The 26,974-nt window shown below is 73.5% G+C and carries 29 protein-coding genes; 16 read left to right on the plus strand and 13 right to left on the minus strand.

All coding sequences use genetic code 11. The annotated features are described in order from the left end of the window. Window positions 1-73 precede the first annotated feature (73 nt). Window positions 74-1,306 (plus strand): serine hydrolase domain-containing protein, encoded by a 1,233-nt coding sequence (locus ACFY29_RS09510; RefSeq protein ID WP_386984750.1) that lies wholly within the window; start codon window positions 74-76, stop codon window positions 1,304-1,306. A 53-nt stretch (window positions 1,307-1,359) separates the two neighbouring features. After that, entirely contained in the window at window positions 1,360-2,001 is a 642-nt protein-coding gene (locus ACFY29_RS09515) for an NAD(P)H-binding protein (protein WP_355610245.1), read from the plus strand. A 22-nt stretch (window positions 2,002-2,023) separates the two neighbouring features. Here ACFY29_RS09515 and ACFY29_RS09520 read toward each other — a convergent pair whose 3' ends face one another. Further along, window positions 2,024-2,488, minus strand: a complete 465-nt coding sequence (locus ACFY29_RS09520) for a PPOX class F420-dependent oxidoreductase (protein ID WP_328424054.1) — start codon at window positions 2,486-2,488, stop codon at window positions 2,024-2,026. Between the two features lie 42 nt (window positions 2,489-2,530). Then, window positions 2,531-3,169, minus strand: coding sequence for a DUF6642 family protein (locus tag ACFY29_RS09525; protein ID WP_328424052.1), 639 nt, complete (start codon window positions 3,167-3,169; stop codon window positions 2,531-2,533). A 306-nt stretch (window positions 3,170-3,475) separates the two neighbouring features. On the opposite strand from ACFY29_RS09525, the gene ACFY29_RS09530 reads away from it, so the two are divergent. Next, the gene (locus ACFY29_RS09530; protein WP_386984753.1) at window positions 3,476-4,264 is read left to right on the plus strand and encodes a D-Ala-D-Ala carboxypeptidase family metallohydrolase; all 789 of its coding nucleotides are present in this window, start codon (window positions 3,476-3,478) and stop codon (window positions 4,262-4,264) included. Between the two features lie 102 nt (window positions 4,265-4,366). On the opposite strand, the gene ACFY29_RS09535 is transcribed toward ACFY29_RS09530, so the two are convergent. The 3 genes from ACFY29_RS09535 to ACFY29_RS09545 form a co-directional block, all read right to left on the minus strand. Beyond that, the gene (locus ACFY29_RS09535) at window positions 4,367-4,834 is read right to left on the minus strand and encodes a hypothetical protein (RefSeq protein WP_386984755.1); all 468 of its coding nucleotides are present in this window, start codon (window positions 4,832-4,834) and stop codon (window positions 4,367-4,369) included. 241 nt (window positions 4,835-5,075) lie between these two features. Continuing rightward, the gene (locus ACFY29_RS09540) at window positions 5,076-5,804 is read right to left on the minus strand and encodes a response regulator (protein WP_386986613.1); all 729 of its coding nucleotides are present in this window, start codon (window positions 5,802-5,804) and stop codon (window positions 5,076-5,078) included. Continuing rightward, on the minus strand, window positions 5,783-7,036 hold the full coding sequence (locus tag ACFY29_RS09545) for a histidine kinase (protein ID WP_328424043.1): 1,254 nt from the start codon (window positions 7,034-7,036) through the stop codon (window positions 5,783-5,785). Before ACFY29_RS09545 ends, ACFY29_RS09540 begins: the two co-directional genes overlap by 22 nt. A gap of 132 nt (window positions 7,037-7,168) precedes the next feature. On the opposite strand from ACFY29_RS09545, the gene ACFY29_RS09550 reads away from it, so the two are divergent. The 4 genes from ACFY29_RS09550 to ACFY29_RS09565 all read left to right on the plus strand — a co-directional run bounded on the left by ACFY29_RS09550 (window position 7,169) and on the right by ACFY29_RS09565 (window position 10,208). After that, window positions 7,169-8,065: an ABC transporter ATP-binding protein gene (locus ACFY29_RS09550; protein WP_386984757.1), complete on the plus strand. Its 897-nt coding sequence runs from the start codon at window positions 7,169-7,171 to the stop codon at window positions 8,063-8,065. Next, window positions 8,062-8,859 carry an ABC transporter permease gene (locus ACFY29_RS09555; RefSeq protein WP_386984759.1) on the plus strand — a complete coding sequence of 266 codons (798 nt, stop codon included), beginning with the start codon at window positions 8,062-8,064 and terminating at the stop codon, window positions 8,857-8,859. The genes ACFY29_RS09550 and ACFY29_RS09555 overlap by 4 nt, the downstream gene beginning before the upstream one ends. A 90-nt stretch (window positions 8,860-8,949) precedes the next feature. Beyond that, the gene (locus tag ACFY29_RS09560) at window positions 8,950-9,612 is read left to right on the plus strand and encodes a hypothetical protein (protein WP_386984761.1); all 663 of its coding nucleotides are present in this window, start codon (window positions 8,950-8,952) and stop codon (window positions 9,610-9,612) included. Window positions 9,613-9,644: 32 nt separating this feature from the next. Continuing rightward, a complete protein-coding gene (locus ACFY29_RS09565; protein WP_386984763.1) occupies window positions 9,645-10,208 on the plus strand; it encodes an SOUL family heme-binding protein in 564 nt (187 codons plus the stop codon). Between the two features lies 1 nt (window position 10,209). Here the strand turns inward: ACFY29_RS09565 and ACFY29_RS09570 are convergent, their stop codons facing one another. The 3 genes from ACFY29_RS09570 to ACFY29_RS09580 all read right to left on the minus strand — a co-directional run bounded on the left by ACFY29_RS09570 (window position 10,210) and on the right by ACFY29_RS09580 (window position 14,477). Then, window positions 10,210-11,190, minus strand: coding sequence for a hypothetical protein (locus ACFY29_RS09570; protein ID WP_386984765.1), 981 nt, complete (start codon window positions 11,188-11,190; stop codon window positions 10,210-10,212). A 66-nt stretch (window positions 11,191-11,256) separates the two neighbouring features. Further along, a complete protein-coding gene (locus ACFY29_RS09575) occupies window positions 11,257-13,698 on the minus strand; it encodes an ABC transporter permease (RefSeq protein ID WP_386984767.1) in 2,442 nt (813 codons plus the stop codon). Continuing rightward, window positions 13,692-14,477, minus strand: coding sequence for an ABC transporter ATP-binding protein (locus ACFY29_RS09580; protein WP_386984769.1), 786 nt, complete (start codon window positions 14,475-14,477; stop codon window positions 13,692-13,694). Before ACFY29_RS09580 ends, ACFY29_RS09575 begins: the two co-directional genes overlap by 7 nt. A 169-nt stretch (window positions 14,478-14,646) precedes the next feature. On the opposite strand from ACFY29_RS09580, the gene ACFY29_RS09585 reads away from it, so the two are divergent. From ACFY29_RS09585 to ACFY29_RS09595, 3 genes are read left to right on the plus strand one after another with little or no spacing between them, the layout of a single operon-like run. Next, on the plus strand, window positions 14,647-15,804 hold the full coding sequence (locus ACFY29_RS09585) for a sensor histidine kinase (protein WP_386984771.1): 1,158 nt from the start codon (window positions 14,647-14,649) through the stop codon (window positions 15,802-15,804). Further along, on the plus strand, window positions 15,801-16,484 hold the full coding sequence (locus tag ACFY29_RS09590; protein WP_386984772.1) for a response regulator: 684 nt from the start codon (window positions 15,801-15,803) through the stop codon (window positions 16,482-16,484). The genes ACFY29_RS09585 and ACFY29_RS09590 overlap by 4 nt, the downstream gene beginning before the upstream one ends. Window positions 16,485-16,516: 32 nt before the next feature. Continuing rightward, window positions 16,517-17,056 (plus strand): DUF1697 domain-containing protein, encoded by a 540-nt coding sequence (locus tag ACFY29_RS09595; protein WP_386984774.1) that lies wholly within the window; start codon window positions 16,517-16,519, stop codon window positions 17,054-17,056. 47 nt (window positions 17,057-17,103) lie between these two features. On the opposite strand, the gene ACFY29_RS09600 is transcribed toward ACFY29_RS09595, so the two are convergent. Both ACFY29_RS09600 and ACFY29_RS09605 read right to left on the minus strand, forming a co-directional pair. Further along, the gene (locus tag ACFY29_RS09600; RefSeq protein WP_386984776.1) at window positions 17,104-18,084 is read right to left on the minus strand and encodes an MBL fold metallo-hydrolase; all 981 of its coding nucleotides are present in this window, start codon (window positions 18,082-18,084) and stop codon (window positions 17,104-17,106) included. Window positions 18,085-18,238: 154 nt separating this feature from the next. Continuing rightward, the gene (locus tag ACFY29_RS09605; RefSeq protein ID WP_386984778.1) at window positions 18,239-19,162 is read right to left on the minus strand and encodes a serine hydrolase; all 924 of its coding nucleotides are present in this window, start codon (window positions 19,160-19,162) and stop codon (window positions 18,239-18,241) included. A 51-nt stretch (window positions 19,163-19,213) separates the two neighbouring features. Here ACFY29_RS09605 and ACFY29_RS09610 point away from each other — a divergent pair, with 51 nt between their 5' ends. The 3 genes from ACFY29_RS09610 to ACFY29_RS09620 all read left to right on the plus strand — a co-directional run bounded on the left by ACFY29_RS09610 (window position 19,214) and on the right by ACFY29_RS09620 (window position 21,968). Beyond that, window positions 19,214-20,170: a LysR family transcriptional regulator gene (locus ACFY29_RS09610; protein WP_386984780.1), complete on the plus strand. Its 957-nt coding sequence runs from the start codon at window positions 19,214-19,216 to the stop codon at window positions 20,168-20,170. 172 nt (window positions 20,171-20,342) lie between these two features. Continuing rightward, window positions 20,343-21,194: an aldo/keto reductase gene (locus ACFY29_RS09615; protein ID WP_386984782.1), complete on the plus strand. Its 852-nt coding sequence runs from the start codon at window positions 20,343-20,345 to the stop codon at window positions 21,192-21,194. 78 nt (window positions 21,195-21,272) lie between these two features. Beyond that, window positions 21,273-21,968, plus strand: a complete 696-nt coding sequence (locus ACFY29_RS09620; RefSeq protein ID WP_386984784.1) for a hypothetical protein — start codon at window positions 21,273-21,275, stop codon at window positions 21,966-21,968. A gap of 66 nt (window positions 21,969-22,034) precedes the next feature. On the opposite strand, the gene ACFY29_RS09625 is transcribed toward ACFY29_RS09620, so the two are convergent. Next, window positions 22,035-22,565, minus strand: a complete 531-nt coding sequence (locus tag ACFY29_RS09625) for a nuclear transport factor 2 family protein (RefSeq protein WP_386984786.1) — start codon at window positions 22,563-22,565, stop codon at window positions 22,035-22,037. Between the two features lie 130 nt (window positions 22,566-22,695). Here ACFY29_RS09625 and ACFY29_RS09630 point away from each other — a divergent pair, with 130 nt between their 5' ends. Then, window positions 22,696-23,730, plus strand: a complete 1,035-nt coding sequence (locus ACFY29_RS09630; RefSeq protein WP_386986616.1) for a winged helix-turn-helix domain-containing protein — start codon at window positions 22,696-22,698, stop codon at window positions 23,728-23,730. Here ACFY29_RS09630 and ACFY29_RS09635 read toward each other — a convergent pair. After that, window positions 23,661-24,503, minus strand: coding sequence for a helix-turn-helix transcriptional regulator (locus ACFY29_RS09635; RefSeq protein ID WP_386984788.1), 843 nt, complete (start codon window positions 24,501-24,503; stop codon window positions 23,661-23,663). The two genes, ACFY29_RS09630 and ACFY29_RS09635, sit on opposite strands and share 70 nt — an antisense overlap. A gap of 103 nt (window positions 24,504-24,606) precedes the next feature. Between ACFY29_RS09635 and ACFY29_RS09640 the strand changes: the two genes are divergently transcribed. After that, window positions 24,607-25,362 (plus strand): SDR family oxidoreductase, encoded by a 756-nt coding sequence (locus ACFY29_RS09640; protein WP_386984790.1) that lies wholly within the window; start codon window positions 24,607-24,609, stop codon window positions 25,360-25,362. Between the two features lie 78 nt (window positions 25,363-25,440). Then, window positions 25,441-26,427 (plus strand): aldo/keto reductase, encoded by a 987-nt coding sequence (locus tag ACFY29_RS09645; protein ID WP_386984792.1) that lies wholly within the window; start codon window positions 25,441-25,443, stop codon window positions 26,425-26,427. Window positions 26,428-26,458: 31 nt separating this feature from the next. Here ACFY29_RS09645 and ACFY29_RS09650 read toward each other — a convergent pair whose 3' ends face one another. Next, the gene (locus tag ACFY29_RS09650; RefSeq protein ID WP_386984794.1) at window positions 26,459-26,974 is read right to left on the minus strand and encodes a GNAT family N-acetyltransferase; all 516 of its coding nucleotides are present in this window, start codon (window positions 26,972-26,974) and stop codon (window positions 26,459-26,461) included.

The raw sequence follows: 26,974 nt of genomic DNA on the forward strand, positions 1-26,974 counted from the left end.
AGTGCCGGCCACCGAACGACGGGTCCGGGCAGCCCCTTCCGGTATGGGCGAACCGACTAGTAGTTTCGGCGACGTGAGTGTGGCCCGGAGCAAGGACCCCGATCAGATCGGCTTCGACCCGGCGCGACTGGCGCGGATCGACGAACACTTCGGCGGGTACGTCGACGACGGCCGGCTGGCCGGCTGGCAGGTGGTGGTCACCCGCCGCGGCGAGGTGGCGCACTCCTCGACGTACGGGCTGCGGGACCGGGAGTCGGGTGCTCCGGTCGAGGCCGACACTCTCTGGCGGATCTATTCGATGACCAAGCCGGTCACCTCGGTCGCGGCGATGATGCTGTGGGAAGAGGGCCGGTTCGAGCTGACCGACGAGATCAGCCGCTGGCTGCCGGAGTTCGCCGACCTGCGGGTCTACTCGAAGGGGTCGACGCTCAAGCCGTACACAGTTCCGGCGATCGAGCCGATCCGGGTCTGGCACCTGCTCACCCACACCGCCGGCCTGACGTACGGCTTCATGCAGACCTCGGTGGTCGACGGGCTCTACCGGGCCGCCGGCTACGACCTGTACCCGCCAGCGGACGTCGACCTGGCCGGTGCCTGCGCGGCGTTCGGCGAGCTGCCGCTGCTGTTCCAGCCCGGCACCGCCTGGGGCTACTCGGTCGCCACCGACGTGCTCGGCCGGCTGGTCGAGGTGGTCTCGGGGCAGAGCCTCGACGCGTTCTTCGCCGACCGGATCTTCGGCCCGCTGGGCATGACCGACACCCGGTGGTGGGTCGAGGGCGACGAGGCCGAGCGGCTGGCGGCGCTCTACGCTCCGGACCCGCGCAGCGGCCAGGCGGTCCGCTACGACAGGCTCGGCTCGCTCGCGTACCGCAAGCCGGTGTTGCACTCCGGCGGCGGCGGCCTGATCTCCAGCGCCGCCGACTACCACCGCTTCACGCAGATGCTGCTGCGCGGCGGCGAGCTGGACGGGGTCCGTCTGCTCGGGCCGCGCACGGTGCGCTTCATGACCCGCAACCACCTGCCCGAGGGTCAGGACCTGGGCACGCTGTCCACCGGCGGCTTCGCCGAGACGACCCTGGACGGGGTCGGCTTCGGCCTCGGCTTCGCGGTGATCGACGACCCGATCCCCAGCCGGGTGCCGAGCAGTGTCGGCGAGTACTACTGGGGCGGGGTGGCCAGCACCGCGTTCTGGGTGGACCCATCCGAGGAGATCACCGCGCTCCTCTTCACCCAGCTGATGCCGTCGAGCACGTACCCGTTGCGCTCCCAACTGCGCCAGCTCGTCTACTCCGCCCTGGTCGCCTGACGGGGATCGCCGTTCCACCGACGGGCGGTGCGCCCGGTCCCTAGCCTGGGCTGGTGAGCACCATCGTCGTGTTTGGCGCGGGCGGCACCGCTGGTTCGCGGGTCACCGCCGAGGCGATCGGCCGGGGGCACCGGGTGATCGCGGCGGTCCGTCGCCCGGAGGCCACCTCGTACCTGCCCGCCGGGGTACGGGTCGTGACCGGGGACGCCACCAGTGAGCGGAGCGTCCGGGAGGTGGCGCCGGACGCGGACGCGCTGGTGGTGGCGATCGGCGGTGGCGGACCCGAGCTGTGGCGGAACGCGGCGGAGAACCTGGTGACCACGCTGCGGGGGATGCCGGCCGCGCCGCGGATCATCCACCTGGGCGGCGGGTCGACCCTGCTCACCCCGCGCGGCACCCGCATCGTGGACGAGCCGGACTTTCCGGCGCAGTACCGGGACTCGGCGCTGGGCCAGGCCGATGCCCTGGACTACTACCGCACCGCCGCCGACGGGGTGACGTGGACCTACGTCTCCCCGCCGCCGCTGGAGTTCCACCCCGGCGAGCGCACCGGGCACTACCGCACCGGCACCGACCAGCCGGTGACCGACGATCAGGGCCGCTCGGTGCTGACCTACGAGGACCTGGCGGTGGCGATCGTCGACGAGATCGAGCAGCCTCGGCACCAGAACGCGCGCTTCACCGCCGCGTACTGACTCGGCGGCCGGCCGGTCATGGTCAGCCGGCGAGCCGCGCCGGGAAGCCGCCGGTGGCGATCGGACCCCACGCGTCGATGGTGACCCGGATCAGCGACTTGCCCTGGCGCACCATCGCCGCCCGGTAGTCGTCCCAGTCCGGGTGCTCGCCGGAGATGCACCGGAAGTACTCGACCAGCGGCTCCAGCGCTTCGGGCAGGTCCAGCACCTCGGCAGTGCCGTCGAGCTGCACCCAGGGCCCGTTCCAGTCGTCGGAGAGCACGCAGGCCGAGACCCGGGGGTCGCGGCGGATGTTGGTCGCCTTGGCCCGCTCGGGGTAGGTGGAGACGACCAGCCGGCCCTGGCCGTCGATGCCGGCGGAGACCGGGGAGGACTGCGGGCGGCCGTCGGCCCGGGTGGTCATCAGTACGACGCGGTGTCGCGGCCGAAGGAAGTCGAGCAGGGTGTCCCGGTCGACCCGGGTGTTCTTCGCGATGCTGGGCGCCATCACTCGTTCCTACCAGGGCGGCGGCCGATCGGTGGCGGCGGGTCAGGAGGGCCGGGTGGCGGCGCGGTGCACCACCTGGGCGGGCACCCGGGGCCGGCCGGACGGGCGCCAGGCCCGGCCGTTGGCGTAGATAACCCGGAAACCGAGGTACGAGGCGAGCGGCGCCCAGTGCGCCGAGCCCATTCGCAGCTCGGCGGCATTGTGTCGCTGGCCGTTGGCCAGCACGTCGAGCAGTACGGTTTCGAAGGCCGCTGATTCGACCCAGTCGACTTCCCGGGTAAAACCGCAGATCAGCGCGGCGCCGGTGACCTCCAGAAACTCGCGCAGCACCGCGTCCGAGGCGCGCAGCACCGAACAACTGCCGAAATAGAGTCGGCGCCCTTCGGCGCGGCCGGCCATCAGCTCGGCCACCTCGTTCAACTCCACCGACTGCCAGTCGGTGAGGCAGAGCCGGCTCGGCTCGCCGTGCATGGCGAAGAAGCCGACCCGGTGGTCGGCGTACTGCTTGAGCAGCCAGCGGTCCAGGAAATAGAACAGCTCGTCGCGGGTCGCCGCGTCCTTGTGGATGAAGCGGATCTTGCCCAGCCGTTCCAGCAGCTCGAGGGTGGGCAGCACGGAACCTCGCTCGTTGAGGTCGCGGTGCCACTGCCCCTCGACACAGAAGACGCCACCGCGTGCCACGTGCACCTCCGCCAGTCCGCCGCCCGGGGCTGACGTTACCGCTCGAGTACGACAGGGGAACATCACCCTCGGTGTGGCTAATCGCGACGTTCGGTGTGGTTAGCCCCGTACGCGGGGCTAACCGGGTGAATGGCTGTTTCACAAATCAGCTCAATTCCCAGCCAAGACCCAGGTAACGCGAATCGTGAGAACATTTCTCGTTAATTACCGCCAACGGCACTGATCAGTGCGAGGGTGGAAATCACGGGACGTCCCGGTCGATGTCCCGAAGCCCACCCCATTCGCTCTCCTATCGGGAGGACTTCTGTGCGCGTAAACACCTTGAAGCGGGCTGCCGTCGCATTCGCCCTGGCACTGCCCGGGGCAGCGATCGCCGCGGTGATCGCCGCGCCAGCGGCGCACGCGGACGGCTGCTACACGTGGAACCGCACCCTGAACCAGGGACGCTCCGGCGACGATGTCCGCCAGTTGCAGATCCGGGTCGCCGGCTGGGCCGGGAACCGGGACATCGTGGAGCTCGACGGCCGCTACGGACCGAAGACCGCCGCCGCGGTCAAGCGGTTCCAGCAGGCGTACGGGCTGCGCGCCGACGGGATCGCCGGCCCGCAGACCTACGCCAAGCTGTACCAGCTCCAGGACAGCGACTGCACGCCCGCGCACTTCACCTACAGCGAACTGGACGACGGGTGCGGCCGGGGCGGGTACAGCGGCGGCCCGCTGTCGGAGGCCCAGACCCGGCAGAACGCGCTGGAGACCATGTGGAAGCTGGAGGCGCTGCGCAGGAGCCTTGGCGACAAGCCGCTCAACGTGACGAGCGGGTTCCGCAGCCGGGCCTGCAACAACCAGGTCGGCGGCGCGTCGGACAGCCAGCACCTGTACGGCAACGCGGCCGACGTCACCTCGCGGACGTCGTCGCTGTGCGAGGTGGCCCGTGGTGCCCGCAACAACGGCTTCAGCGGGATCTACGGGCCGGGCTACCCCGACCACGACGACCACGTGCACGTCGACTCGCGGCGGGAGAACAACAGCGACCGCAGCTCGAACACGACGAGCTGGTCCGCACCGGACTGCGGAATCGGGGCGGGCAACGACTGACCCGTACGGACAGCACGACGTCGGCCCGGCGTGGGTGGGGAAACACCCGCGTCGGGCCGACGTCCTGTCGCCCCGGGCCGGGCGGCGGAGGGGTAGTGCCGCTCAGCTCGCCCGGGGCCAGCGCGGCGCGGTGACGGGGGGAGTCACCGGCCGGCCGGGAGCGGTGGGCCGTACCCCGGGTGGGACGACCCGCGCGGCCTGGTGCCGCGCCGGCAGGCCGCCGGTACGCGGCGCCTGGGCCGGGTAGCCAGCGGGACGCGCGGGCGCCGACCCGTTCGCGGTGAACGGGAAGGGCACGTGCACGAACGGGTTGCCGTGCCGGATCAACGCTTCGATCTGGCGTTCGTTGAGCCCGTGCGTCTCCAGCACCCGTCGCCCCCAACGGTGCAGGCGACACGGGTAGGAGGCACCGTCGTTGCGGCACAGCGGCCCGGTCGGCCACTCCTCGGCGGTGTGCACCACCACCGCCCGGACCGCGAGCCGGACATCCTCGGGGGTCAGCGGCGCCGGCATGGGCACCTCACCCAGTACCTGATCGATGGGATCCGTCGACTGCTCACCAACTCGCACGGCAGGCCTCCCGCAGTTCGGCAGCGGTACGGCGGACCCACCGCACCGACATCCTCGGGCAGTGGTACGGCCGGCATCGGACAAAGGTTCAATTCCGGTACCCGGTAAGGAGATCGTCCGGGGACAACACGCGCACCCCGTCGACGGCCGCGCCGCTGCGCGACACGGCCAGGGCCGGCACAGGCGGCAGCTGCCTCCACGAATACATCCACCGATGGAACACTCAAAAATGAGTGTGACCTCAGACCAGGCCGGCGTCGTGCACCAGCAGTGCCACCTGGACCCTGTTGTTGAGGTCGAGGCGGGTCAGCAGCCGGGAGACGTACGCCTTCACCGTCGCCACGCTCATGAACAGCTCCCCCGCGATCTCCGCGTTGGTGCGGCCCCGGCCCACCGCGACGGCCACCTGCCGCTCCCGCTCACTGAGCCCGGTGAGCAACCGCAGTGCCCGCTCCCGGCGCGGGTCGGGGCCGGCCGGACCCGGGGCGGCGGCGGTCACGTGGGCGATCAGCGTCCGGGTCACCGTCGGGGAGAGCGTCGCCTCGCCGGCCGCCACCCGGCGCACCGCGTGCACGATCTCCGCCGGCGGGGTGTCCTTGAGCAGGAAGCCGGCCGCCCCGGCGCGCAACGCCCGCAGCACCTGCTCGTCGGCGTCGAAGGTGGTCAGCACCAGCACCTCCGGCGGTTGCGGCTGGGCACGCAGCGCCTCGGTGGCGGTCAGCCCGTCCACCCGGGGCATCCGGATGTCCATCAGCACCACGTCCGGGGCGTACGCGGCCACCGCCGCCGGCACCTCGCCGCCGTCGGCCGCCTCGCCCACCACGATCAGGTCCGGCAGGCCGCCGAGGATCATCGAGAGCCCGGCCCGGACCAGCGCGTCGTCGTCCACGATCAACACCCGTACCGGCGAGGTGCCGGTAGCTGCCCCGGCCTGGCCGGGCGGCCCGGTCACGCCGGCCACGGCAGCCAGGCCGCCAGCCGGAAGTCGCCCGCGTCGTCCCGCCCGTACGCCAGCCGGCCGCCGGCCAGCGTGACCCGCTCGGTGATGCCGACCAGGCCGGTGCCAGCGCCCGGCACCTCTCCCCCGGCCGGGGCGCCCACCGGCCACCGGTTGCCGATCGCCACGGTCAGGCCGGTGCCCGGCCCGCCGGCCAGGTCCACGGTGACCGCCGCGCCGGCCGCGTGCTTGCGGGCATTGGTCAGCCCCTCCTGCACGATCCGGTACGCGGCCCGACCCAGCGCCGCCGGCACGTCCCCCGGCGCGACGACGCTGTCACTGACGTTGACCCGCACACCGGCCGTGCGGGACTCGTCGATCAGCGCCGGCAGGTCGGCGAGGGTGGGCTGCGGAGGTTCCGGGGCGTCGCCGTCGCCCTCCGCCCGCAGCACCCCGATGACCTCCCGCAGGTCCTGCAGGGCGGCGTGCGCGCTGCCCCGGATCACCCCGGCTGCCCGGGCCACCTCGTCCGGCGGCGCGTCCGGGCGGAACTCCAGAGCGCCGGCGTGCAGGCTGAGCAGCGAGATCCGGTGAGCCAGCACGTCGTGCATCTCCCGGGCGATCCGGGTGCGTTCGAGATGGCGGGCCTGGGCCACCCGGAGCTGCTGCTCGGCTTCGGCCCGCTCGGCCCGGTCCCGCAGCGACACGATCAACTGCCGCCGGGCCCGCACGAACATCCCCCAGGACAGCACGACGAAACTGAGCACCACGCCCCACGACGCGGTGGCCCAGTACGGCATGTTCGGGTCCGGGCGCAGCAAACTGAAGACCATGTTGGTGACCAGTCCGGCGCCGGTCACCGCCACCGCGACGGCAGTCCGCCGGTGCACCACCACGGTGAAGTAGAGGATCAACAGCGGGATGGCCGCGGCCATCGAGAACAGCGTCAGCGGTGTGGTGGCCACCACCAGCCCGAGCGGCCACCGCCGACGCAGCCAGAGCAGCCCGCAGCAGGTCAGCCCGAGCAGCGCGTCCACGCCGGCCATCCAGTCGTGCGGAAGCGCGGTCGTCATCGCCGGGTCGGGCGACAGGGCGTCCGCGGTGGCGAAGAGCACCCAGACCAGGGAGAGCAGGAACGCCAGGGTGTCCACCGCCCAGTCCCGGGTGGTGCGGCGCGGTCGCCGGGTGGCCGCGTCCGGGCTGGCCGCGCCGGCCAGCGCCCCGGGCAGCAGCCAGGGGTGTTCCGGCACGGCGAGGCTGGTCACGAGGCCATGCTAGGCAGCCGACCGGCACCACGACCAGCTACCAAAGTCGAGACCGGTCGGTCGACCAAGGTCGGTGCGGCGCCGACCGGTGGCCGCAGCGGATGGCCGGGCGGCGCGGGCAGGCTCGACGACATGATCACCGTGGAGAACCTCACCAAGCGATACGGGCCGCACCCGGCCGTGGACGACGTGTCGTTCCAGTGCGAGCCGGGCACGGTCACCGGCTTTCTTGGCCCGAACGGCGCCGGCAAGTCCACCACCATGCGGATGATCTGCGGGCTCACCGCACCGACGGCCGGCCGAGCCACCGTCTCCGGTCGGCCGTACCGGGAGCTGCCCAACCCGGGGCGGGAGGTCGGGGTGCTGCTGGACGCCTCCGCGCAGCACGCCGGACGCACCGGCCGCGAGGCGTTGACGCTGTCCGCGTACACCATGGGGTTGGACCGGCGCGAGGTCGCCGCGAAGCTCGACCTGGTCGGGTTGAACGCGGTGGCCGCCAAGCGGCGGGTACGGGCGTACTCGCTGGGCATGCGCCAGCGGCTCGGGCTGGCGCACGCGCTGCTCGGTGACCCCCGGGTGCTCATCCTCGACGAGCCGGCGAACGGCCTGGACCCGGAGGGGATCTTCTGGATGCGCGGCCTGCTGCGCGACTTCGCCGACCGGGGCGGCACCGTGCTGCTCTCCTCCCACCTGCTGCGCGAGGTGGAGGCGATCGCGGACCGGCTGGTGGTTATCGGGGGCGGCCGGATCGTGGCCCAGGGCAACAAGAACGAGCTGCTCGCCGGTGGCGGCACGCTGGTCCGGGCCCGCGACGGCGCGGCGCTGCGCCGGGCGCTGGACGCGGCCGGCCTCACCGCCGCGGACGGCTCCGACGGGCTGCTCGTGCAGGCCGACGCCGAGGTGGTCGGCCAGGCCGCCGCGGACGCCGGTGTCGCGCTGGCCGAGCTGCGCCCCGCCAGCGGCGGTGGCCTGGAACAGCTCTTCCTCACCCTGACCGCCGGCGAATCCACCAAGGAGGCCGTCCGATGACCACCACCACCGCGCCCACCGCCGGCGCCGTCGCGCCCCGGCAGCACAATCCGGTACGCCGCCCGTCGCTGCTCCGGCTCACCGCCGTGGAGCTGCGCAAGCTCGCCGACACCCGGGCCGGCCGCTGGCTGCTGATCACCATCGGCCTGGTCGCCGCCGCGATCGTCACCCTCCAGCTGATCTACGCCAGGGAAGCCGAACAGACCTTCGTCAACTTCTTCACGCCCTCGCTGCTGCCGATCGGGGTGCTGCTGCCGGTGCTCGGCATCCTGTCGATCACCAGCGAGTGGTCCCAGCGCACCGCCCTCACCACGTACGCGCTGGTACCCCGCCGGGAGCGGGTGGTGGCCGCGAAGCTGATCGCGGTGGTGGTGGCCGCACTCGCCTCGGTGCTGGCCAGCCTGGCCATCGCCGCCGCCGGGACGCTGGTGGCGTCGGCCACCGGCGGCGCGGGCAGCTGGCGCATCGACGGGGCGCTGATCCTGAACGCGGTGATCCTCCAGGTCACCGGCGTACTGATGGGTGCCGCCTTCGGTCTGCTGCTGCTCAACCCGCCGCTGGCCATCGTCGGCTACCTGCTGCTGCCCACCCTCTGGGGAGTGCTCGGCGAGGTGGTCCGGCCCCTGCGCGGCCCGGCCAGTTGGCTGGACACCAGCCGGACCATGGAACCGTTGTTCAGCAGCGACACCATCACCGGCGAACAGTGGGGGCGGATGGCGGTGTCCCTGCTGGTCTGGATGGTCCTTCCGCTGGCCGCCGGCCTGGTCCGGACGCTCCGCCGGGAGGTGTCCTGACCATGGATGTCGCCGGCAACCGTCCGCGCACCGTGGTCAGCGGCGGCCCACTGGAGCTGGTGGTCATGTGGGGCGGCTTCCCGCTGCTCGGTGCCGCCGCCGGCGGCCCTGCTCGCACTGGCGGCGGGCTGGGTCGCCGGGCTGCCCTGGGCACCCGTGCAGTGGCTCTTCGGGCTGCTGGACCGGCTGCCCGACGCGCAGGCCATCGCCGGCACGGCCGCGGTGGGTGCGCTGGCCGGTCTGGTCGTCGCCGGGAACGGCACCGCCGAACGGCTCATCGTCACCGTCGACGCGGCGCAGGTCCGGCTGCGCCGCGCCGGCAAGGACCGGACCGTCGGGCGGGCCGAGACCCGGGTGGTCTTCGTCGACGACGGGCGCCTGATGCTGCTCGACTCCGACGGCGCCGAGCTGGCCCGGGAGTCGACGGACCTGCCGGCCGACCGGCTGGCGGCGGCGTTCCGGACGCACGGATGGGGGTGGGCGGACGGCGATCCGCACCGGTCGGCGTACCGGCTGTGGGTGCCCGAGCTGCCCGGTCTGCCCACCGGAGCGGACGCCCTGCTGCAGGCACGCGACCGAGCGGTCCGGAAGGATCGCCGAGACGACGCCCGGGAACTGCGCCGGGAGTTGGGCCGGCTCGGGGTGGTGCTGCGCGACGAGGAGAAGCGACAGTACTGGCGGCTGAACGGGCGCGCCGTCACGCCCGGGCAGCAGGAGACGACTTCTGCCGAGCGCGGGCCGGAAGGGCGGTAGCGTCTCTCCCAGGAGATCACTGGGAGCGCGCGATGACCGATCGGCAGCCGTACCGGGTGGTGGCCCGACACCCGGGCTTCGAGCTGCGCCGGTACCCGGCCCACCTGGTGGCCGAGATGCAGGTCGAGGCGTCGTTCACCAGGGCACCGCTGGAGGCGTTCCGGCCGCTGGCCGCGTACCTCGGCGGCGCCAACCGGGCGCGGCACCCGGCCGGGCTGACGACACCGGTGATGCCAGAGGCCACCGGCACGGAGAAGATCCCGATGACCGTGCCGGTGGTCCAGGAGGAGGGCGAGCGGCCGGGCGCGTACCTGGTTCAGTTCGTCATGCCGGCCAACTCCACCGCCGCCACCCTGCCCGAGCCGGTGGACCCCCGAGTGCGGATCCGCGAGATCCCGGCACAGCTCGCGGCGGCGATGCGTTTCTCCGGGCGGTGGACGGAGCAGGCGTTCGGGCAGCGGGCCACCGCGCTCGGCCGGGCGGTCACCGCGGCCCGGCTACAACCCACCGGCGCCATCCGGTACGCCCGCTTCGACTCGCCGTGGAAGCCGTGGTTCCTGCGCCGCAACGAGGTCGTGCTGCCGGTGGTGGAGTGAGTCAGCGACGGTCGACCAGGGTCGGTAGGGCCAGCAGCAGCGCCATCCCCAGCCCGGAGAGCAGCCCGGCCAGCGAGAGCAGCACGTCGGAGTCGGCGGCGTTGATCGGGCTGTTGCCCGCCAGCGCCGTGAACGTCGCGCCGATCGGCAGCAGCACCATCATGGCGATGGCCGCGACCACCAGCATCGGCACCGGGCCCACCAGCGCGGCGAGGCCAGCCAGCGCGTGACGTCGCCAGGCCGGTCGACCGCCCGGCCAGTCCCAGGCCAGCAGCGTGACGCCGGTGAGCAGCACCGCCCCGAGTGCGAGCTCCACCAGGAGCCGCGGGCCGGGCGGGACGGCACGGATCAGCCCGACACCGAACGCCGCCGCGACGCCGAGAGCCGCCGCCAGCCAGAACCGGGCACGGGCCAGAGCCGGAGCCGCAGCCAGGGCGGCGCCGATGGTCAGGGCGACCAGCAGCGCCGCCGTGGCCACCGCCGCCTGGTTCAGCTCCGGCTCGCGGTCAGTCGGCGACTCCATGCCGGCGGCCACGAGCGTCAGCACCCCGGCCACGCAGGACGCGGCGATCAACGCCGGCCGGTCCGGACCTGCCGGCGGCGCGCCTCGCTCCCGCCACAGCAGGACCGCCGCCAGCGCGCCGACGACCGCGCAACCACCGGCGGCGATCAGTACGGTCGCCCCGTCGCCGCTCGGATCGGCCCGGTCGATCGCCACGTCGGCGGCGACCCAGAGACCACCGAGCAGCACCGCCGGGCCGCTCCAGCGCAGGCGCCCCCGGCCAGCCAGCACCAGCCCGAGTGCCACCGCGACGATCGCCGCGAACCGCAGGTCCCGCGCCCAGTAGGCGTTGTTACCCGGCAACCGCTCCGACCACGGGCCGAACGGTTCGGTCAGCGGTTGCAGCACCGTCATGCCGATCGCCCAGAGCACGACGGCGGCGGCGGACAGGAGCAGCCCGACTGGGCGCGCGGATCGCATCCGTGGACCGTAGCGGCCCGACCGCCCCCTCGGGACCCTCGGAAGGCGGCCGGGCCGGAACGCGGGTCATCCGGCGATGACGCCAACCGGCGATCGGGCGGGACGGTGGCGCAGCAGCCGCCACGTCGGCAGCACGCTCGCCACCACCGCGAGCAGCAGGCAGAACCCCACCACCCCGCCGATCACCGGCCACGGCACGACCAGGCCGACCGGGGCGCCGACCTGTTCGGCGAGGCCGGCGCGGATGCTCAGCAGGCCGGCGAACGCGACAGCCCCGCCGAGCACCGCGCCGATCAGCACCACCAGGGCGGATTCGGCTGTGACCAGCCAGAGGACCTGCCGCCGGGTCGCCCCGGCCAACCGGATCAGCCGCAGATCCGCGGCCCGGCCGGCGGCGGCCAGCAGCACCGTGTTGGCCACCGCGATTGCCCCATAGCCGGCCGACACCCCGATCAGCAGGAGCGTGAACAGCCAGACGAGGCGGTCCTCGGCGCGGTCCGCCTCCGCCGCCCAGGCGGCGACGTCGACGATCCGCGCCCCGACCGGAGGATCGATCCGGTCCCGGACGTACACCGCGGAGGTCAGCGCCGACGGGTCGTGCGCCCGCACCACGGCTCGGGGCAGGAGCAGGTCGCCGGGGATCGAGTCGTCGGTGACCACGGCGACGACACGCAGCGACACCCGTTCCCCGTCGGCGAAGACCACCGGGTAGGGCTCCGGCGGCAGCCCGACCGCCGGCACCGCCGAGGCGGTGAGCACCACCGTGTCGTCGCCGCGCAGGTCATCGAGCGAGCCGGCGACGACGGTGAGCACCCGGTTCGCCGCGGCGAAGCCCGCCGGGTCCACGCCGAGCGCGTTCAGTGGCAGGTCCCCGACCCCTGCGCCGGGGTCGGTGCTGAAGACCGTGGTGGGCAGGAGGGCGGTGCCGCCCGTCGAGGTGACGGCCCGGTCCGACAGGCCGGGTGCGCGGTCGGGCACGACGACCCAGCCGGCGTTCACGTTGTCCGCCCGGCCCGCCGTGTACGCGGCGGTCGTGGTGAGCACCATCCCGGACACCAGCACCGCGAAGGCGACCGTGAGCAGCACCGGCGCGGCGGTCGACGCGGTCCGTCTGGTCGCGGTCAGCGCCCCGGCCCGGACGAGCAGCCCGATCGCGCCGCCGCGCCGACGCACCGGAGAACGCAGCAGCCGCACCGTCGGCCCGACGACCGCTGGGGCGAGCACGGTGGCGCCGGTGACCAGGGCCATCACCGCGTACAGGGCGTAGGTGGCACCGTCGCGGGCGTCGTCGGAGGTGGCGGTCGCGAGGCTGAGGGCAGCCCCGGCCGCGAGGAGAAGCGCCCCGGCGGCGACGCGCAGCCGACCGATCGGTCGCTGCTCCACCGCCGCCTCGCGCAACGCCTCCAACGGGCGAACCCGCGCCGCTCGCCGGGACGCCGACCAGACGGCCAGCAGTGCGATCACTGGGCCGGCGGTGAGCGAGACCGCGACCGGCCAGTGTTCGTACCGGACCCGGAAGGTCGCGGGCTCGAAGCCGACATCGACCAGCAGTCGTCCCAACGCCGGGGCGAGCGCCGCGCCGACCAGCAGGCCGACGAGCCCGGCCGAGGCACCGACTGCCAGCGCCTCGGCGTACACCATGCGGCGGACCTGGCGCGGGGTGGCGCCGACGGCGCGCAGCAGGCCCAGTTCGCGGCGGCGCTGCGCGACGGTGAACGCGAAGGTGGAGGCGGCCACGAAGACCGTGACGAAGCCGGCGAGGGCCGCCGTGGCGGTGAGCACCTGCATCCCGATCCAGCGGGTCCGGGCGTCGCCGCGTGGCTCCAGCGCGCCGCGCCGGTCGCCGGTGAGCACCCGTCCGTCGCCGCCGACGACACCGCGAGCCGCCACGGCGAGTTGCTCGGGATCGACGTCCGGCGCGAGCACCAGCCCAATGGCCCGGACCCCGGGTGCGAGCGCGGCGGCCACCTCGTCCGCGACATGGACGCCGGGCGCGTCGACCAGACCGGTGACGGTGTACGCCTCCGGACCCGCCGCGGTCAGCAGGGTGACCGCCGCGCCGGAGCGAAGCCCGAGCGCGCGGTCGACGACCACCTCGCCGGGCCTCCGAGGCGGCTCGCCGGCCGTGAGGCGCAGTCCACCCAGCCGGGCGCTGGACCAGCCGTGCCCCTGGTGGGCGTCCTCCCGCTGGCCGTCGGTCGCCGGGGGGCGGCCGTCGACGAGCGGCTGGGCGTAGAAGGTCCGGTCCGGCACCGCCGCCGCGACGCCAGGCAGGCCGGCCAGTCTGCCGACGAGTTCCGCCGCCCTGGTGGCGGACCAGGGCCGGGTCGGCGCGAACGAGTCGGCCGCCGTACCCGCCTCGGGGCTCTGCACGACGACCGCCGCCTGCGCCAGCCGGTCCGGCACCTGTGGTCGCCCGGAGGCGAGCAGCAGGGTGGCCGCCGTGACCAGCGCGACCCCGATCGCGACGGCCACGAACGCGCCGGCCGACCGCCGGACGCTCAGCACGACAGCTCCACGGCCGGGTCCGCCGCCCGTCGGGACGTGCCCACCGGATCCGTCTCCCGCTCGGCGATCCGTGCGGCGACGACCGCGGCGGTGATCCCACCGGTCAGTTCGTCGGCGAGGCGGCCGTCGGCGAGCAGGAGAACCCGGTCGGCGTACGCGGCGGCGCTGGGGTCGTGGGTCACCATCACGACCGTCTGCCCATGCTCGTTGACGAGCGCCCGCAGCAGCCGGAGTACCTGCCGGGACGCGGCACTGTCCAGCGCGCCGGTCGGTTCGTCGGCGAAGACCACCGCCGGACGGGTGATCAACGCCCGAGCCACGGCGACGCGTTGCTGCTCGCCGCCGGAGAGCTCGCTCGGCCGGTGCCCGGCCCGATCGGCCAGTCCCACCGCGTCCAGCGCGGCGGCGACCTCCCGGGCCGGCGGGCGGCGACCGGCCAGGCGCAACGGCAACTCGACGTTCTGCGCCGCGGTCAGCGTGGACAGTAGATTGAACGCCTGGAACACGAAGCCGATGCGGTCGCGCCGCAGTCGGGTCAGCTCGTCCTCGCTCAGGTCGTTCAGGCGGGTGCCGTCGATCGTGACGGTCCCCTCGGACGGGTGGTCCAGCCCCGCCGCGCAGTGCAGGAGGGTGGACTTCCCCGAGCCGGAGGGGCCCATCACCGCCGTGAACGTGCCGCTGGCGAAGCTGGTCGTCACACCGTCGAGCGCCGTCACCTGCCGATTCCCGGTGCCGTACACCGCGCGCAGCCCCGTCAGGGTCACCGTGTCTGTGGTCATGACCGTCACGGTGCCCGTCCCACCTGGTGCCGCGCGTCGGACCGGGGCCGGCATTTTCCGGCCCTCCCAGAGGTGGAGCCGGGGCCTGTGACGAGGCCGGGCGTCGTCCCCGAGGATGACGTCCTGCGGGTGGACGCGCGGGCCACGTCCGGCCGATACCGTCTGACGGGTGACCGCTCTCCTGCTGACCCGGCGGCTGCGGCCGGTGGATCTGTACACCGTGGACGCCGTGCTGGCCGTGGTGGTCGGCGGGATGCTCTGCGCGTACGCGGCGCTGGAGTCACCCCTGCACGGGGGCGTACGCGAACCGGCCTGGGTGTCCGTGCTGGTCGGGCTGACCATCGGGCTGCCGCTGGCCGTGCGCCGACGGTGGCCGGTCGCGGTGGCCGTCACGATCAGCTCCGCCGCCGCCGTCGCGCTGATCACCGGGCTCATCCCCAACTTCGCCGCCGCCGCGCCGGCGGTCGCCATCGGGCTGTCCTTCTACACGGTGGCCGTGTCGATGCCCCCACGCCGATCGGTGGTCTGCGCCGCCGGCTGTCTCACCGTGATCAGCCTCGGGTTGGCGACGACCGCGGGCGACCTCTGGTCCGGGGGCGGCGCGGTCGGTTACGGCATCGTCATGATCGCGCCCGCCTGGCTGATCGGGTGGTTGATCCGGGAACGCCGCGCCCTCGCCGCCCGGCAGGGTGAGCACCTGATCCGTCAGGCCGCTACCGAGGAGCGGCTGCGGGTGGCCCGGGAGCTGCACGACGTGGTGGCGCACACGATGAGCCTCATCGTGGTGAAGGCGGCCGTCGCCAACCACGTCGCCGAGGCCGACCCGCGCGAGGCGGGGGCCGCGTTGCGGGTGATCGAAGAAACCGGCCGCAACGCGCTGACCGACATCCGCCGGGTGCTCGGCGTACTGCGCGAGGGCACGCCGTACGCGCCGACGCCCGGGCTGGACGAGCTGCCGGGGCTGGCCGAGCAGGCGGCGATCGGCGGCGTCGACGTCCGGCTCGACGTCCGGCGCGAGGAACCGGACGGCGCGGTGCCGGAGTCGGTGGGCCTCGCGGTGTACCGGATCGTGCAGGAGGCGGTGACCAACGTCGTGAAGCACGCCGCGCCGGCGGCCTGTCGGGCGACGGTGACCGTGACGCCCGGCGAGGTGCGGGTGGAGGTGACCGACGACGGCCGGCGCCCGGTCCTGCCCGTCGGGGACGGGCACGGGCTGACCGGCATGCGGGAGCGGGTGGCGTTGCACGGCGGGGACTTCCGCGCCGGGCCGCGCACTGACGGGGGTTTCGCGGTGACGGCGCGCCTGCCCTACCGGGTGGCCGCGTGATCCGGGTGCTGATCGCCGACGACCAGGCGCTGCTGCGCGGCAGTTTCCGGTTGCTGGTCGACCTGACCCCGGACTGCACCACCGTCGGCGAGGCGGGCACCGGCGTGGAGGCCGTCGCGCTGGCCGGCCGGCACCGGCCGGACGTGGTGCTGATGGACGTGCGGATGCCGGAGATGGACGGCATCGACGCGACCCGGCGGATCTGCGCCGATCCGGCGACAGCGGGCACCCGGGTGCTCATCCTGACCACGTTCGACCTGGACGAGTACGTCTACGGTGCGCTGCGCGCCGGGGCCAGCGGCTTCCTGCTCAAGGACACCCCGCCGGCGGAGCTGCTGGCCGGCATCCGGGTCGTCGCCGCCGGCGAGGGGTTGCTCGCACCGACCGTGACCCGCCGGCTGATCGACGAGTTCGCCCGGCGGCCGGAGCCGGCCCGGCCACTGCCGCGACGGCTGAACGGGGTGACCGAGCGGGAACGGGAGGTGCTCGCGTTGGTCGCCCGGGGCCTGTCCAACGCGGAGCTGGCCGCGCACCTCAGCCTCAGCCTGGCCACCGTGAAGACGCACGTAGGGCGGCTCCTGACCAAGCTGGCGGTACGCGACCGGGCGCAGCTCGTCATCGTCGCGTACGAGACGGGCCTGGTCGGTCCGAGCGGGCCGGGGCCGGTCGACCTACGCTGAGCGGGTCCGCCCAGTTTCCGAGGAGGAGCCCCATGACCCGCTACGTCGCCCTGCTGCGCGGGGTCAACGTCGGCACCACCCGGCTCGCGATGGCGGATTTGCGCCGGCTGGTCACCGACCTCGGGCACGACGATGTCAAGACGTACCTGCAGAGCGGCAACGTGGTGTTCGGCAGCAGCGTGCGCGACGCCGAAAAACTGGCCGGTGGGATCGAGCGGGCGCTCGCCGACGAGCTGGGCCTGACCGTGCCGGTGCTGGTGCGCAGCGCCCGGGAGCTGGCGGCGGTGGCCGGCGGCAACCCGTACGCCGAGCGGGAAGACGACCCGACGAGGCTGCTGGTGGCCTTCCTGCGCAGCGGGCCGACGAAGTCGGCGGTGGGCGCGCTCACCGTCCCCGGCAGCGAGAACGTGGCGTTCACGGTCAGCGGTCGGGAGGTTTTCCTGCACTACCCCGACGGTGGCTACGGGCGGTCGAAGTTCACCAACGCGTACCTGGAGAAGAAGCTCGGCGTGGTGGGCACCACGCGGAACTGGAAGTCGGTGCGCGCCCTCGCGGACCTGGCCGCTGGCTGACCCGGCGGGGGTCGCGACGGCCACGCCGCGACCGCCCCCGGGGTCGGTCAGAAGTGGTACGCGGTCTCGTACTCGGGTACCAGCACCCGGCTGCGCGGCGAGATCCGACGCACCGCGGCGATCATGTCGTCCAACCGCTGGCGGTCGGCCGGGGCGACGACCGGCGGGTTCTGCAACCCGGTCTCGAAGTTGTCCCAGTGCACCGGCACCACGACCTTCGGGTAGTCCAGACCGGCCAGCAGCCGGGGCAGGTAGTCGCCCGTGGTGGTGGCGTTCTGCAGTGCCACCATGGCCACGTCCGGCGCCAGGCCGGTGAGGTTGCGCTCCGCGACGTCGCTGGCCCCGGTGAAGTAGACCGACGGGCCGCCGTCGACCCGCAGCAGGTAGCCCAGCGTGTCCCCCTCCGGCAGGTCGGCGATGGTCGCCGGCCGCGCCGGCTGGCTCACCCGCACCCCCGGAAAGGCCAGCGAGTACGAGGGGTTACGGCTGTGCAGCGAGCCGACCACCTCAACGGTGTGATCGCCGAAGTCCAGCACCTCTCCGCCCTTCACCGGGCTGAGCTGCGTCGACGGCACCCCGTAGGCCAACCCCAGGTGGTACGCGGTCAGCGTGCCGAACACCCGCGCGCCGGTACGGCCGGCGATGTACGGCACGTCCATGAAGTGGTCCCAGTGGGTGTGCGTGACCAGCACCGTCGTGGCCCGGTCGACCCGCGGGTCGATCACGTCGGGGCGCACGGTCAACGCGGTGGCCGGCTTGAACGCGCCGGTGAAAAGCCCGGTGTCGATCCGGCTGAGGAACGGGTCGACCAGCACCGTCCGGTCCCTGATGTCGATGCGCCAGCCGGCCGTACCCCACCAGCGGAAGCTGACCGCGCCGCTGCGGCGGCTGGTCGGCGCGGGAGCGGCGGCCGGCGGCGCGGCCTGGGCCGGGGCGGCCGAGCTGGTGGCGGCGAGGCCGCCGGCGGAGACGAGGGCGGTGGTGGCGGCGGCGTCGCGGAGGAAGCGACGGCGGTCGAGACTGGGCATGAAGGATCTACTCCCCGTGGTCGGGCGGTTGGTCGCCACGAGCCAATCAGCGCCACTCGGCCCAGGTCCAAGATCCAACACCACCCGCACCGATACGCACCCGCATATCGGGCCGGCTCAGGGACGGTGTGGCGAGGCTCGGACGAGCGAGAAATCAATCGCCGCGCAGCGCCTCGACGGCTGTCCGAGCGGCGTGCCCCATCGCCAGGTCCACGTCGATCCGGCGCGGGGTCAGCCGGTCGGCACGGGCGAAGACGGCGATGGCGTACCGGCCGCCGTCCGGATACTCGGCGACGCCGGCCTCCAGGTGCAGGCCGGGCAGGGTGCCGGTCTTGCCGGACACCCGCACGCCGGGCGGGAACCCGGCGGCCAGCCGGGTCCAGAAGATCTGCCGGGCCATCCAGGTGCGGACCATCGCGCAGGCCTCCGCCGGGCCGGCCTCGTCGCGCCAGATCAGGGTGAGCAGCCGGGTGATCTCCCGGGCGGTGCTGGACGTGGTGCGCGCCGGGTCGAAGACCCGCATGGCCCAGACCCGGTCGTCCGGCAGGGTGGGGAAGATCCGGGCGAACTCCGCCTCGGTCCGCGCGCCCACGTCGGCGAGCATCCCCTCGACCAGGTCCCGGGGGCCGCCTCGGACGCGGGTGCGGGTCAGCCCCAGCTCGGCGGCGAGCATCGGCAGCAGGTCCGGGCCGACCCGGCGCAGCAGCAGGTCGGCGGCGGTGTTGTCGGTGACCGACATGGCGAAGTACGCCAGGTCACGCAGTGACACCTCGGCGTCGTCGGCGCAGCCGGCCAGCCCCCACCCGCCGAGCCGGTCGGCGGCGGTGACCAGGACCCGTTCGGTCGGGTCCAGTTGACCGGCGACGACCTGCCGGGCGAACTCCAGCACCAGCAGGATCTTGAAGATCGAGGCGATCACCACCTGCTCGTCGGCGCGCACCCCGACCTCTCCACGGCTGCCGGCCGCACCGCTGGTGGACCCGGCGGTCAGGTCCACGGCGTCCAGGTCGACGGCGTGCAGGTTGGCGGTCACGCCCGCACTGGCGAAGATGACCTCGATGCGCTCCCCCACGTTCACCCCGGAACGGTATCCAGCAGCACGATGCCGGCGCTGGCGTAGGGTCCGGCCGTGGACCTGCTCCGGCATTTGCGGCACTTCGTGGTGGTAGCCCACGAGCTGCACTTCGGGCGGGCCGCGGAGCAACTCGGGATGGCCCAGCCGCCACTGAGCCAGTCGATCCAGCGGCTGGAGCGGGAGCTGACCGTCGAGCTGTTCGACCGGTCCCGCCGTCAGGTGCGGCTCACCACCGCCGGTGAGCTGCTGCTCGGCGAGGCCGAGGAGCTGCTCGCCGGTGAGGGTCGGCTGCGCAACCTGATGGGGCAGGTCCGCGCGGGTGAGCTGGGTGTCCTGCGGGCCGGGGTGCCACCGGAGACGCCCGCCGTGACGCTGCGCGCGCTGCTGGACGAACTCGCCGCCCGGGCACCGGGGCTGGACGTAGAGCTGCACGAGCTGACCACCGGCGAGCAGGTGCGGATGCTCGCCGAACGGAACCTGGACGTGGGGCTGGTGCATCACCCGGTGGCGGCGGACGGGCTGCGCTTCGGCACCCCGGTCGACGTACCGCTGGGGGTGCTGTTGCCGCGTACCTCGCCGCTGGCCCGCGACCGGGAGGTGACGCTCGCCGCGCTGGCCGGCCTCGACCTGGTGGCCGCGCCCCGGGCCACCGCACCCGGCTGGCACGACCACCTGCTGGCGGTGTGCCGACGGCACGGCTACCGGCCGGCCCGGGTCCGGCCGGCACGCAACCCGGAGTTCCTCTTCGGGCTGGTGCTGGCCGGTGGCGCAGTGGCCGTGGAGCCAGCGACGGTGGCCCGTCGGGAGCCCCGGATCGCCTGGCGGCCGATCGCCGGCACACCGCTGCCGAAACGCACCTCGGCGGCCTGGCCGGACCGCTCGGCGCACCCAGCGGCGCCGATGTTCGGGCAGCTCGCCGCCGAGGTGCTGGCTGGCGAGCCCACGCCGCCCGGCCCACCGTCGGTGCCGGCGGCGCGACCCTGGCCGGTGCTGTTCGACACGACCGGGTGAGCGGCCGGCACACGGCGTTGCGCTCGTCACCACGGGAGGGACGGTGAATCGACCTCCCGCTCGGGTATGGATGACAAGATCGACCTCCCGCTCGGGTATGGATGACAAGGTGGCGGACGTGGACGCGACTCCGCGCCCCGGATGCCTCCGACGAAGACGCGAAGGAGCCGCAGTGGCCAGCACGATTCCCGACATCAGCCTGAACGACGGCACCACCATTCCGCAGCTCGGCTTCGGGGTGTTCCAGATCGAGCCGAAGGACACCGTCGCCGCGGTGGCCACGGCGCTGGAGGTGGGCTACCGGCACATCGACACCGCTGAGATGTACGGCAACGAGGCCGAGGTGGGCGAGGCCGTGCGCAGGTCCGGCCTCGACCGGGGCGCGGTCTACATCACCAGCAAGCTGAACAACGGCTTCCACCGCCCGGACGACGCCCGCAGGGCGTTCGACTCGACGTTGGCGGCGCTGAAGATGGACTACATCGACCTGTTCCTGATCCACTGGCCGCTGCCGACGCTGTACGACGGCGACTTCGTCTCCACCTGGAAGGTGCTGGAGGAGTTCCAGCGCGACGGCCGGGCCCGCTCGATCGGCGTGTCGAACTTCCAGGTGCCGCACCTGCAGCGGCTGGCCGCCGAGGCGGACGTGGTGCCGGCGGTGAACCAGATCGAGGCGCACCCGTACTTCGGCAACGAGGAGGTTCGCGCCTACGGCCGCAAGCACAACATCCTCACCGAGGCGTGGTCGCCGATCGCGCAGGGCATGGTGCTGGGCGACCCGACGGTGGTCGACATCGCCGAGCAGCTCGGCCGGACCCCGGCGCAGGTGGTGCTCCGCTGGCACGTGCAGCGCGGCGACATCATCTTCCCGAAGTCGGTCACCCCGAAGCGGATCGAGGAGAACATCCGGATCTTCGACTTCGAGCTGGACGACGCGGCGATGGAGCGGATCGCCACGCTGGACAAGGGCGAAACCGGCCGGCAGGGCGCGCACCCGGACACGTTCGCCTACCTGCCGGCGTAACACGTCGGCCGGCGACGGCGCACACAGAAAGGGGGCCCGGCCGGGCCCCCTTTCCGCGTGAAAGGACCGCGCCCGACGATGTCGCTCCGCCGTACCATCCTGGCCCTGCTGTCGTTGCTCCTGCTCGTGCCGGCTGCCTGCTCCCCGAGCCAGGCCGCCGAGGCCCCCCGCTGGTCCGCGCCGGCGGTGTCGGCGTCACCGACCCCGCCGAAGCCGCGCCCGGCGCCGACCTCCACCGCCGAGGTAAGCAGCCGGGTGACGGGGGCGATGCTGGACCTGGACGCGGAGTTCCACCCGGAGACGGCGCAGTACACCGACGAGAACACCGACGCGTGGAAGCTGATCTCGTTGTGTAAGGCCAGCCTGCCGTCGGACCGTCAGCGCACCGCCTACCGCGAGCGGAGCTGGGACGGCGAGACCGTGTGGGTCCGGCAGTACGTGGTTGGCTACCTGAAGGTCCCCGGCCGCAAGCTCGCCGACGAGCTGCGGTCCGTCCTCGCGACGTGCAAGCAGTACGAGGTGCCCAACGACGGGCGTACCTCGACGATCGTGCGGCCCTCGCCCCCGCCGGTCCCGAACGGCCCGGACGTGATCACCTTCTGCGAGCGGCTGAAGGGCAAGGCGACCAGGCACCAGTGCACGCTCATCCTGGTACGCGGCAACTTCGTCATGGAGGTGGACGCCTCGGCGAGCGACGGCGACCTGGCGGCCGGCACCGCCCTGATCGCGAAGATCGCCCCGCTCGCGACGGCCGCCCTGGAGAAGATCGCCTGAACGCCGCCGTGGGCGGGCGCTGCTGCTGCCGCGCCCGCCCCTCCCCCCGGATGGCGACCCCCCTGGTCAGATCCGGCCGACGGAATCCTGGTTCTGCAGCACCAGCCATCGGCCGTGCTGGTAGGTGTAGCTCACCCCGATCAGCAGCGGCACCCGGGTGCCGCTGGCCGGCACCGCGTAGACGGAGTCGAACAGCACGAAGCCGGTGCGGCAGCCCGCCACGGTCTGCTTGGCGACGCTGAACGACTGGGTCCAGGAGTCGTCGGCGAAGAACCCGCGCAGCCAGTCGACGGTGGCCCGCTTGCCGTCGAGCACCTCCCCGTCGGTGGCGAAGACGGAGGTGACGTCGGGGTGCAGCAGCGCGGCGAAGCCGTCCAGGTCGCGCCGGGCGGTGGTGTCCACGTACGCCCGGACGGCCTGGTCGAAGGAGCGCTCGCAGCCCCGGGCGGCCGCGTCGCCGGTAGTGGTGTCGCCCGGGCCGGGGGTGGCGGCCGACACCGCGGCGGGAGCCGCGGCCAGCAGGCCGGCGGTGATTCCGACCAGGGCGATCGTGCGGCCGAGCCGGCCGGCGGGACGGGCGGAGGCAGGTGGGAGCATCGGGTTCTCCTCAGGACGAGTGGCTCTGCCGTCGCAGCCAACCCGGCCCGCCGCGTCGCCGGGTAGTGATTCGAACCAGCTCGAATGCGGACCGCGCATCGACGCCACCGCTTGTACGATCCGCGCTGTGATGGTCGCGCATCTGGACGGCCCGAGCCTCGCCCGGCTCCGGTTGGCGATCTCGCCGGCCTCGGAGGTGACGTCCTGGATGCGGGCCGCGCTCTCCCGGTTCGGGCATCCGGTGCACGGCGATCCCGGGCCGGCCGCCCGCGCCGCACTGCGGCACCCCGACGTGGCCCTGGTCGCGGCGCTGGTGACGCCACCCGGCCGGCTCGGCTACACGCCCGACCTGCTCACGCCGAAGCCGCCGCTGGGCCCGCTCGACGCGGTCTTCGACCGACAGTTGGCGGCCATGGCGGCGACCCCGGACGACGAGGTGACAATCCAGGTGAACGCCCGGTACCCGGCGGAGGGGATGCCGGCGCGGGTCCGCGCGGCGGTCGAGGACGGCACCCTGGCCCGGCGGGTCACCGACGGGCTGCGGCACTTCTGGCTTGCCGCGCTCGCCGAGCAGTGGCCGGCGGTGCGGGCCATGCTGGAGGCCGAACTGGCCGTCCGAGCCACCGCGATGGCGACCGCCGGGGTGGGCAGCATGTTGAACAATCTGCACCCGAAGGTCGGCTGGACCGGCAGGTCGCTGACCATCGACAGCTCGTACCGGATCACCACCGCGCTGACCGGCGCGGAGCTGGTGCTCGCGCCGTCGGCGCTGGCCTGGCCGCAGGTGTCCACCCAGCTTTGCGACGAGGGCAACGCGGTGCTGGTCTACCCGCTCGGCGTGGGGCGGGCGGAGCAGCGCCGGGCGGGCCGGCTCGATGACCTGGTCGGCGCGAGCCGAGCGGCGATCCTGGCGGACCTGGACGTGCCCCGCTCCACCGGGCAGCTCAGCGAGCGGCACCGGCTGGCCCCGGCCACCGTCTCCTACCACCTGGGGGTGCTGCTGCGCTCCGGCCTGGTGGTGCGCAGCCGCGAGCGGCACAGCGTGTTCTACCGGCGATCCGCCCACGGGGATGGGCTGGTCGGCTGTCGGTCGGGTCAGGAAGCGACGCTCTCGGCGAGCCGGCGGAACACCGCCTGGGTGGGCGAGCCGGGCTCGGGGACGTAGACGATCATCCGCTGGTCGGTCTCCTGCACGTGCAGTACCCGGCACTCGAACTCCAACGGCCCCAGCTCGGGGTGCGGCACCCGTTTGACGACGGGCCGGCGTTCGGCCACGTCGTGCTCGGCCCAGAGCTGGGCGAACCGGGGCGAGGTGCCGAGCAGTTCGGTGACCAACTGCTGGACCGCGCGGTCGCCGGGGTAGCGGCCGTAGGCGGCGCGCAGGTCGGCGACCGAGGTGCGGACGAACCGAATCAGGTCGGGGTCGGTCCAGTACCTGTCGTCGGCGGGCCGGCGGAACATCCAGCGGATCATGTTGCGGTCCGTGGTGGGCATGGCCGCAAGATCCCCCACGAAGTACGTGGCCAGCCGGTTCCAGGCCAGCACGTGGTACGCCGCGTCGACGAGGTACGCCGGGGTCTCGGTCATCGCGTCGATCAGGTGCCGCAGCCCGGGGGTCACCTCCCGGCTCGGCCCGGCCGTCAGTGGTGGGCTCTCCCCCGCCACCCGGAACAGGTACTCGCGCTCGTCCCGGCTGAGCAGCAGCGCCCGGGCCAGCGCGGACAGCACCTGCCGGGACGGGTGCGGGCCGCGGCCCTGCTCGATGCGGATGTAGTAGTCGACCGACATGCCGGCGAGCTGGGCAACCTCCTGCCGGCGCAGGCCGGGCGTGCGACGCCGGACCCCGTCGGGGAGGCCGACCTCGGCAGGGCGCAGTCGGGCACGGCGGCTGCGCAGGAACGCCGCCAGTTCGTCGCGTCGCAGGCAGTTGCGGTCCATGTCCCCAAGCTTGCCTCAGCCACCGGCAGTGAGGGTGGTACCCCTGGTCCCAGCCTCAGCCGGTCTCTCCCGCCGGCCGGGCCCGGCGGGCAGTGTCGAGGGCATGACAACGAACATGATCGCCCTGATCACCGGGGCCAACAAGGGCATCGGCCTGGCCACCGCCCGACAGCTCGGCAGCCTCGGGATGACCGTGCTGGTCGGCGCGCGGGACGCCGAGCGGGGTCGGGCAGCGGAGCGGGAGCTACGCGACGGCGGTGCGGACGCCCGGTTCGTGCCCGTGGACGTCACCGACGCCGAATCGGTGTCGGCCGCAGCGAAGCTGGTCGAGGCCGAGTACGGCCGGCTGGACGTGCTGGTCAACAACGCCGGGATCGTGCTCGGCGACGGGCAGCGGGCGCTGCCCAGCGACACCACCGTGGCGACACTGCGTCGGGTGTACGAGACGAACGTCTTCGGGGTGGTGGCGATGACCAACGCGCTGCTGCCGCTGCTGCGCCGGGCACCGGCGGCCCGGATCGTCAACGTCTCCAGCGAGGTCGGCTCCATCGCGGTGATGACCGACCCGGCGGGCGCGCTGTTCGCCTTGACCTCGGTGCCGTACCCGTCGTCGAAGGCGGCGCTGAACATGATCACCGCGATGTACGCCAAGGAGTTGCGGGACACCCCGATCAAGGTGAACGCGGCGAACCCCGGTTACTGCGCCACCGACCTCAACGGCAACAGCGGCTTCCGGACGCCGGAGCAGGGCGCCGAGGTCAGCGTGCACCTGGCGACGCTGCCGGCGGACGGGCCGAGCGGGCTGCTGTGGGGCTTCCAGATGGACGCCGGCGGCGGGTACGGGGAGCTGCCCTGGTGAGGGGTTGACCTCGAGTGCGCTCCAACCGGCAGGGTGGCGGGCGGGCGCCCACCGGTAGGGCGCACGAGAGGAGATCCCATGCGGTACCGCACGATCGGCACCGACCCGGCGACCCGGCGCGAGGTCAGCGTGCTCAGCCTCGGCGCGATGCTCTTCGGCAGCGCCACCGACGAGGCCACCTCGTACGCGATCCTCGACCGGTACGTCGAGGCCGGCGGCACCTTCATCGACACGTCGGGCAACTACGCGTTCTGGGTGGACGGCGGCCAGGGCGGGCAGAGTGAGGAGCTGCTCGGCCGGTGGCGGCGCAGCCGGGGCGTCGGCGCCGAGATCGTCATCGCCACCAAGGTCGGCGGCCGTCCGCTGGCTCCGGGGACCAGCTACCTGGACAACGCCGAGGGCCTGTCCGCCAAGGTGATCCGCGAGTCGGCGGAGCGCAGTCGGGACCGGCTCGGCGTGGAGCGGCTGGACCTGCTCTACGCGCACATCGAGGACCGCGCGGTGCCGCTGACGGAGACCGTGGAGGGCTTCGCCGAGCTGGTCGCCGAAGGGACGGTGGGCCTGCTGGGGGCGAGCAACCACCGGGCCTGGCGGGTCGAGCGGGCCCGTGCGCTGGCCGCCGCCGCCGGCCTGCCGGGGTACGAGGTGCTCCAGTACCACCGCAGCTACCTGCCGAACCGGACCGACCTGGCCAGCGACCTGGACCCGGACGGCGAGCCCGGCGGCGTCAGCGGCGACCTGCTGAGCTACCTGCGCGCCGAGCCCGAGCTGACCCTGGTGGCGTACTCGCCGCTGCTCAAGGGGGCGTTCACCCGGGCGGACAAGCCGCTCAGCGCGGCGTACGACCTGCCGAGCGCGCCGCGGCGGCTGGCCGCGCTGCGGGAGGTGGCCGGGCAGACCGGCGCGACGGTCAACCAGGTGGTGCTCGCCTGGTTGCTGGGCGGCGACCTGCCGTCGATCCCGCTGGTGGGCGCCTCCTCGGTGGCTCAGCTCGACGAGAGCCTGGCGGCGGTGGACCTGGAGCTGACCGCCGAGCAGCGGCACCACCTCGACACCACCTGGTGACCGCGCCCTCGCGGTGACCGCCCCGCCGGCGTCAGCCCTCGGCCGGTGGGGCGGTCAGGTCGAGCTGCCAGTCGTTGGCGCGCATCATGTGCCCCGGCGGGTACTCGAAACCGGTCTCGCCCAGCAGGGTGAAGCCGGCCTTGCGGCAGACCGCGTTCGACGCGGGGTTGTCGACCGAGGGATACGCGTGCGCGTAGCGGCGGGCCCGCCGAGCGCGGGCCACGTCGACGACCGCGCGCACCGCGGCGGTGGCCAGCCCCTGCCCCCGGTACGCGGGCAGCACCGCCCAGCCCATCTCGTACACCGGCTGCTCACGCCACTCCCGCGCCCAGTAGCCGACGCTGCCCGCCCGCGCGCCGTCGGGCAGCACCAGGGTGAACATGCAGCCCTGCCCGGCGTCGGCGAAGTGCACGTATCGGTCGTGCCGGGCGAGCACCTGCTCGTCGGTCTCCGGACCGCCGGTGTGCTTCCGCGTCTCCGGTGAGTTGAGCTGTCGCAGCAGGCCGAGGTCATCCTCGTGCCACGGCTCGATGCGTACCTTTGCCAT

The organism is Micromonospora sp. NPDC000668, from assembly GCF_042897975.1.
In the GTDB taxonomy this organism is placed as follows: domain Bacteria; phylum Actinomycetota; class Actinomycetes; order Mycobacteriales; family Micromonosporaceae; genus Micromonospora.

What these genes read in the sequence shown, in the direction of transcription:
- ACFY29_RS09520 (WP_328424054.1), bottom strand. Translation starts at nt 2,488, where the DNA reads ATGGCGCCCAGCATCGCGAAGAACACCCGGGTCGACCGGGACACCCTG.
- ACFY29_RS09550 (WP_386984757.1), top strand. Translation starts at nt 7,169, where the DNA reads ATGATCACCGTGGAGAACCTCACCAAGCGATACGGGCCGCACCCGGCC.
- ACFY29_RS09555 (WP_386984759.1), top strand. Translation starts at nt 8,062, where the DNA reads ATGACCACCACCACCGCGCCCACCGCCGGCGCCGTCGCGCCCCGGCAG.
- ACFY29_RS09565 (WP_386984763.1), top strand. Translation starts at nt 9,645, where the DNA reads ATGACCGATCGGCAGCCGTACCGGGTGGTGGCCCGACACCCGGGCTTC.
- ACFY29_RS09570 (WP_386984765.1), bottom strand. Translation starts at nt 11,190, where the DNA reads ATGCGATCCGCGCGCCCAGTCGGGCTGCTCCTGTCCGCCGCCGCCGTC.
- ACFY29_RS09580 (WP_386984769.1), bottom strand. Translation starts at nt 14,477, where the DNA reads ATGACCACAGACACGGTGACCCTGACGGGGCTGCGCGCGGTGTACGGC.
- ACFY29_RS09595 (WP_386984774.1), top strand. Translation starts at nt 16,517, where the DNA reads ATGACCCGCTACGTCGCCCTGCTGCGCGGGGTCAACGTCGGCACCACC.
- ACFY29_RS09600 (WP_386984776.1), bottom strand. Translation starts at nt 18,084, where the DNA reads ATGCCCAGTCTCGACCGCCGTCGCTTCCTCCGCGACGCCGCCGCCACC.
- ACFY29_RS09620 (WP_386984784.1), top strand. Translation starts at nt 21,273, where the DNA reads ATGTCGCTCCGCCGTACCATCCTGGCCCTGCTGTCGTTGCTCCTGCTC.
- ACFY29_RS09625 (WP_386984786.1), bottom strand. Translation starts at nt 22,565, where the DNA reads ATGCTCCCACCTGCCTCCGCCCGTCCCGCCGGCCGGCTCGGCCGCACG.
- ACFY29_RS09630 (WP_386986616.1), top strand. Translation starts at nt 22,696, where the DNA reads ATGGTCGCGCATCTGGACGGCCCGAGCCTCGCCCGGCTCCGGTTGGCG.
- ACFY29_RS09635 (WP_386984788.1), bottom strand. Translation starts at nt 24,503, where the DNA reads ATGGACCGCAACTGCCTGCGACGCGACGAACTGGCGGCGTTCCTGCGC.
- ACFY29_RS09640 (WP_386984790.1), top strand. Translation starts at nt 24,607, where the DNA reads ATGACAACGAACATGATCGCCCTGATCACCGGGGCCAACAAGGGCATC.
- ACFY29_RS09645 (WP_386984792.1), top strand. Translation starts at nt 25,441, where the DNA reads ATGCGGTACCGCACGATCGGCACCGACCCGGCGACCCGGCGCGAGGTC.
- ACFY29_RS09650 (WP_386984794.1), bottom strand. Translation starts at nt 26,974, where the DNA reads ATGGCAAAGGTACGCATCGAGCCGTGGCACGAGGATGACCTCGGCCTG.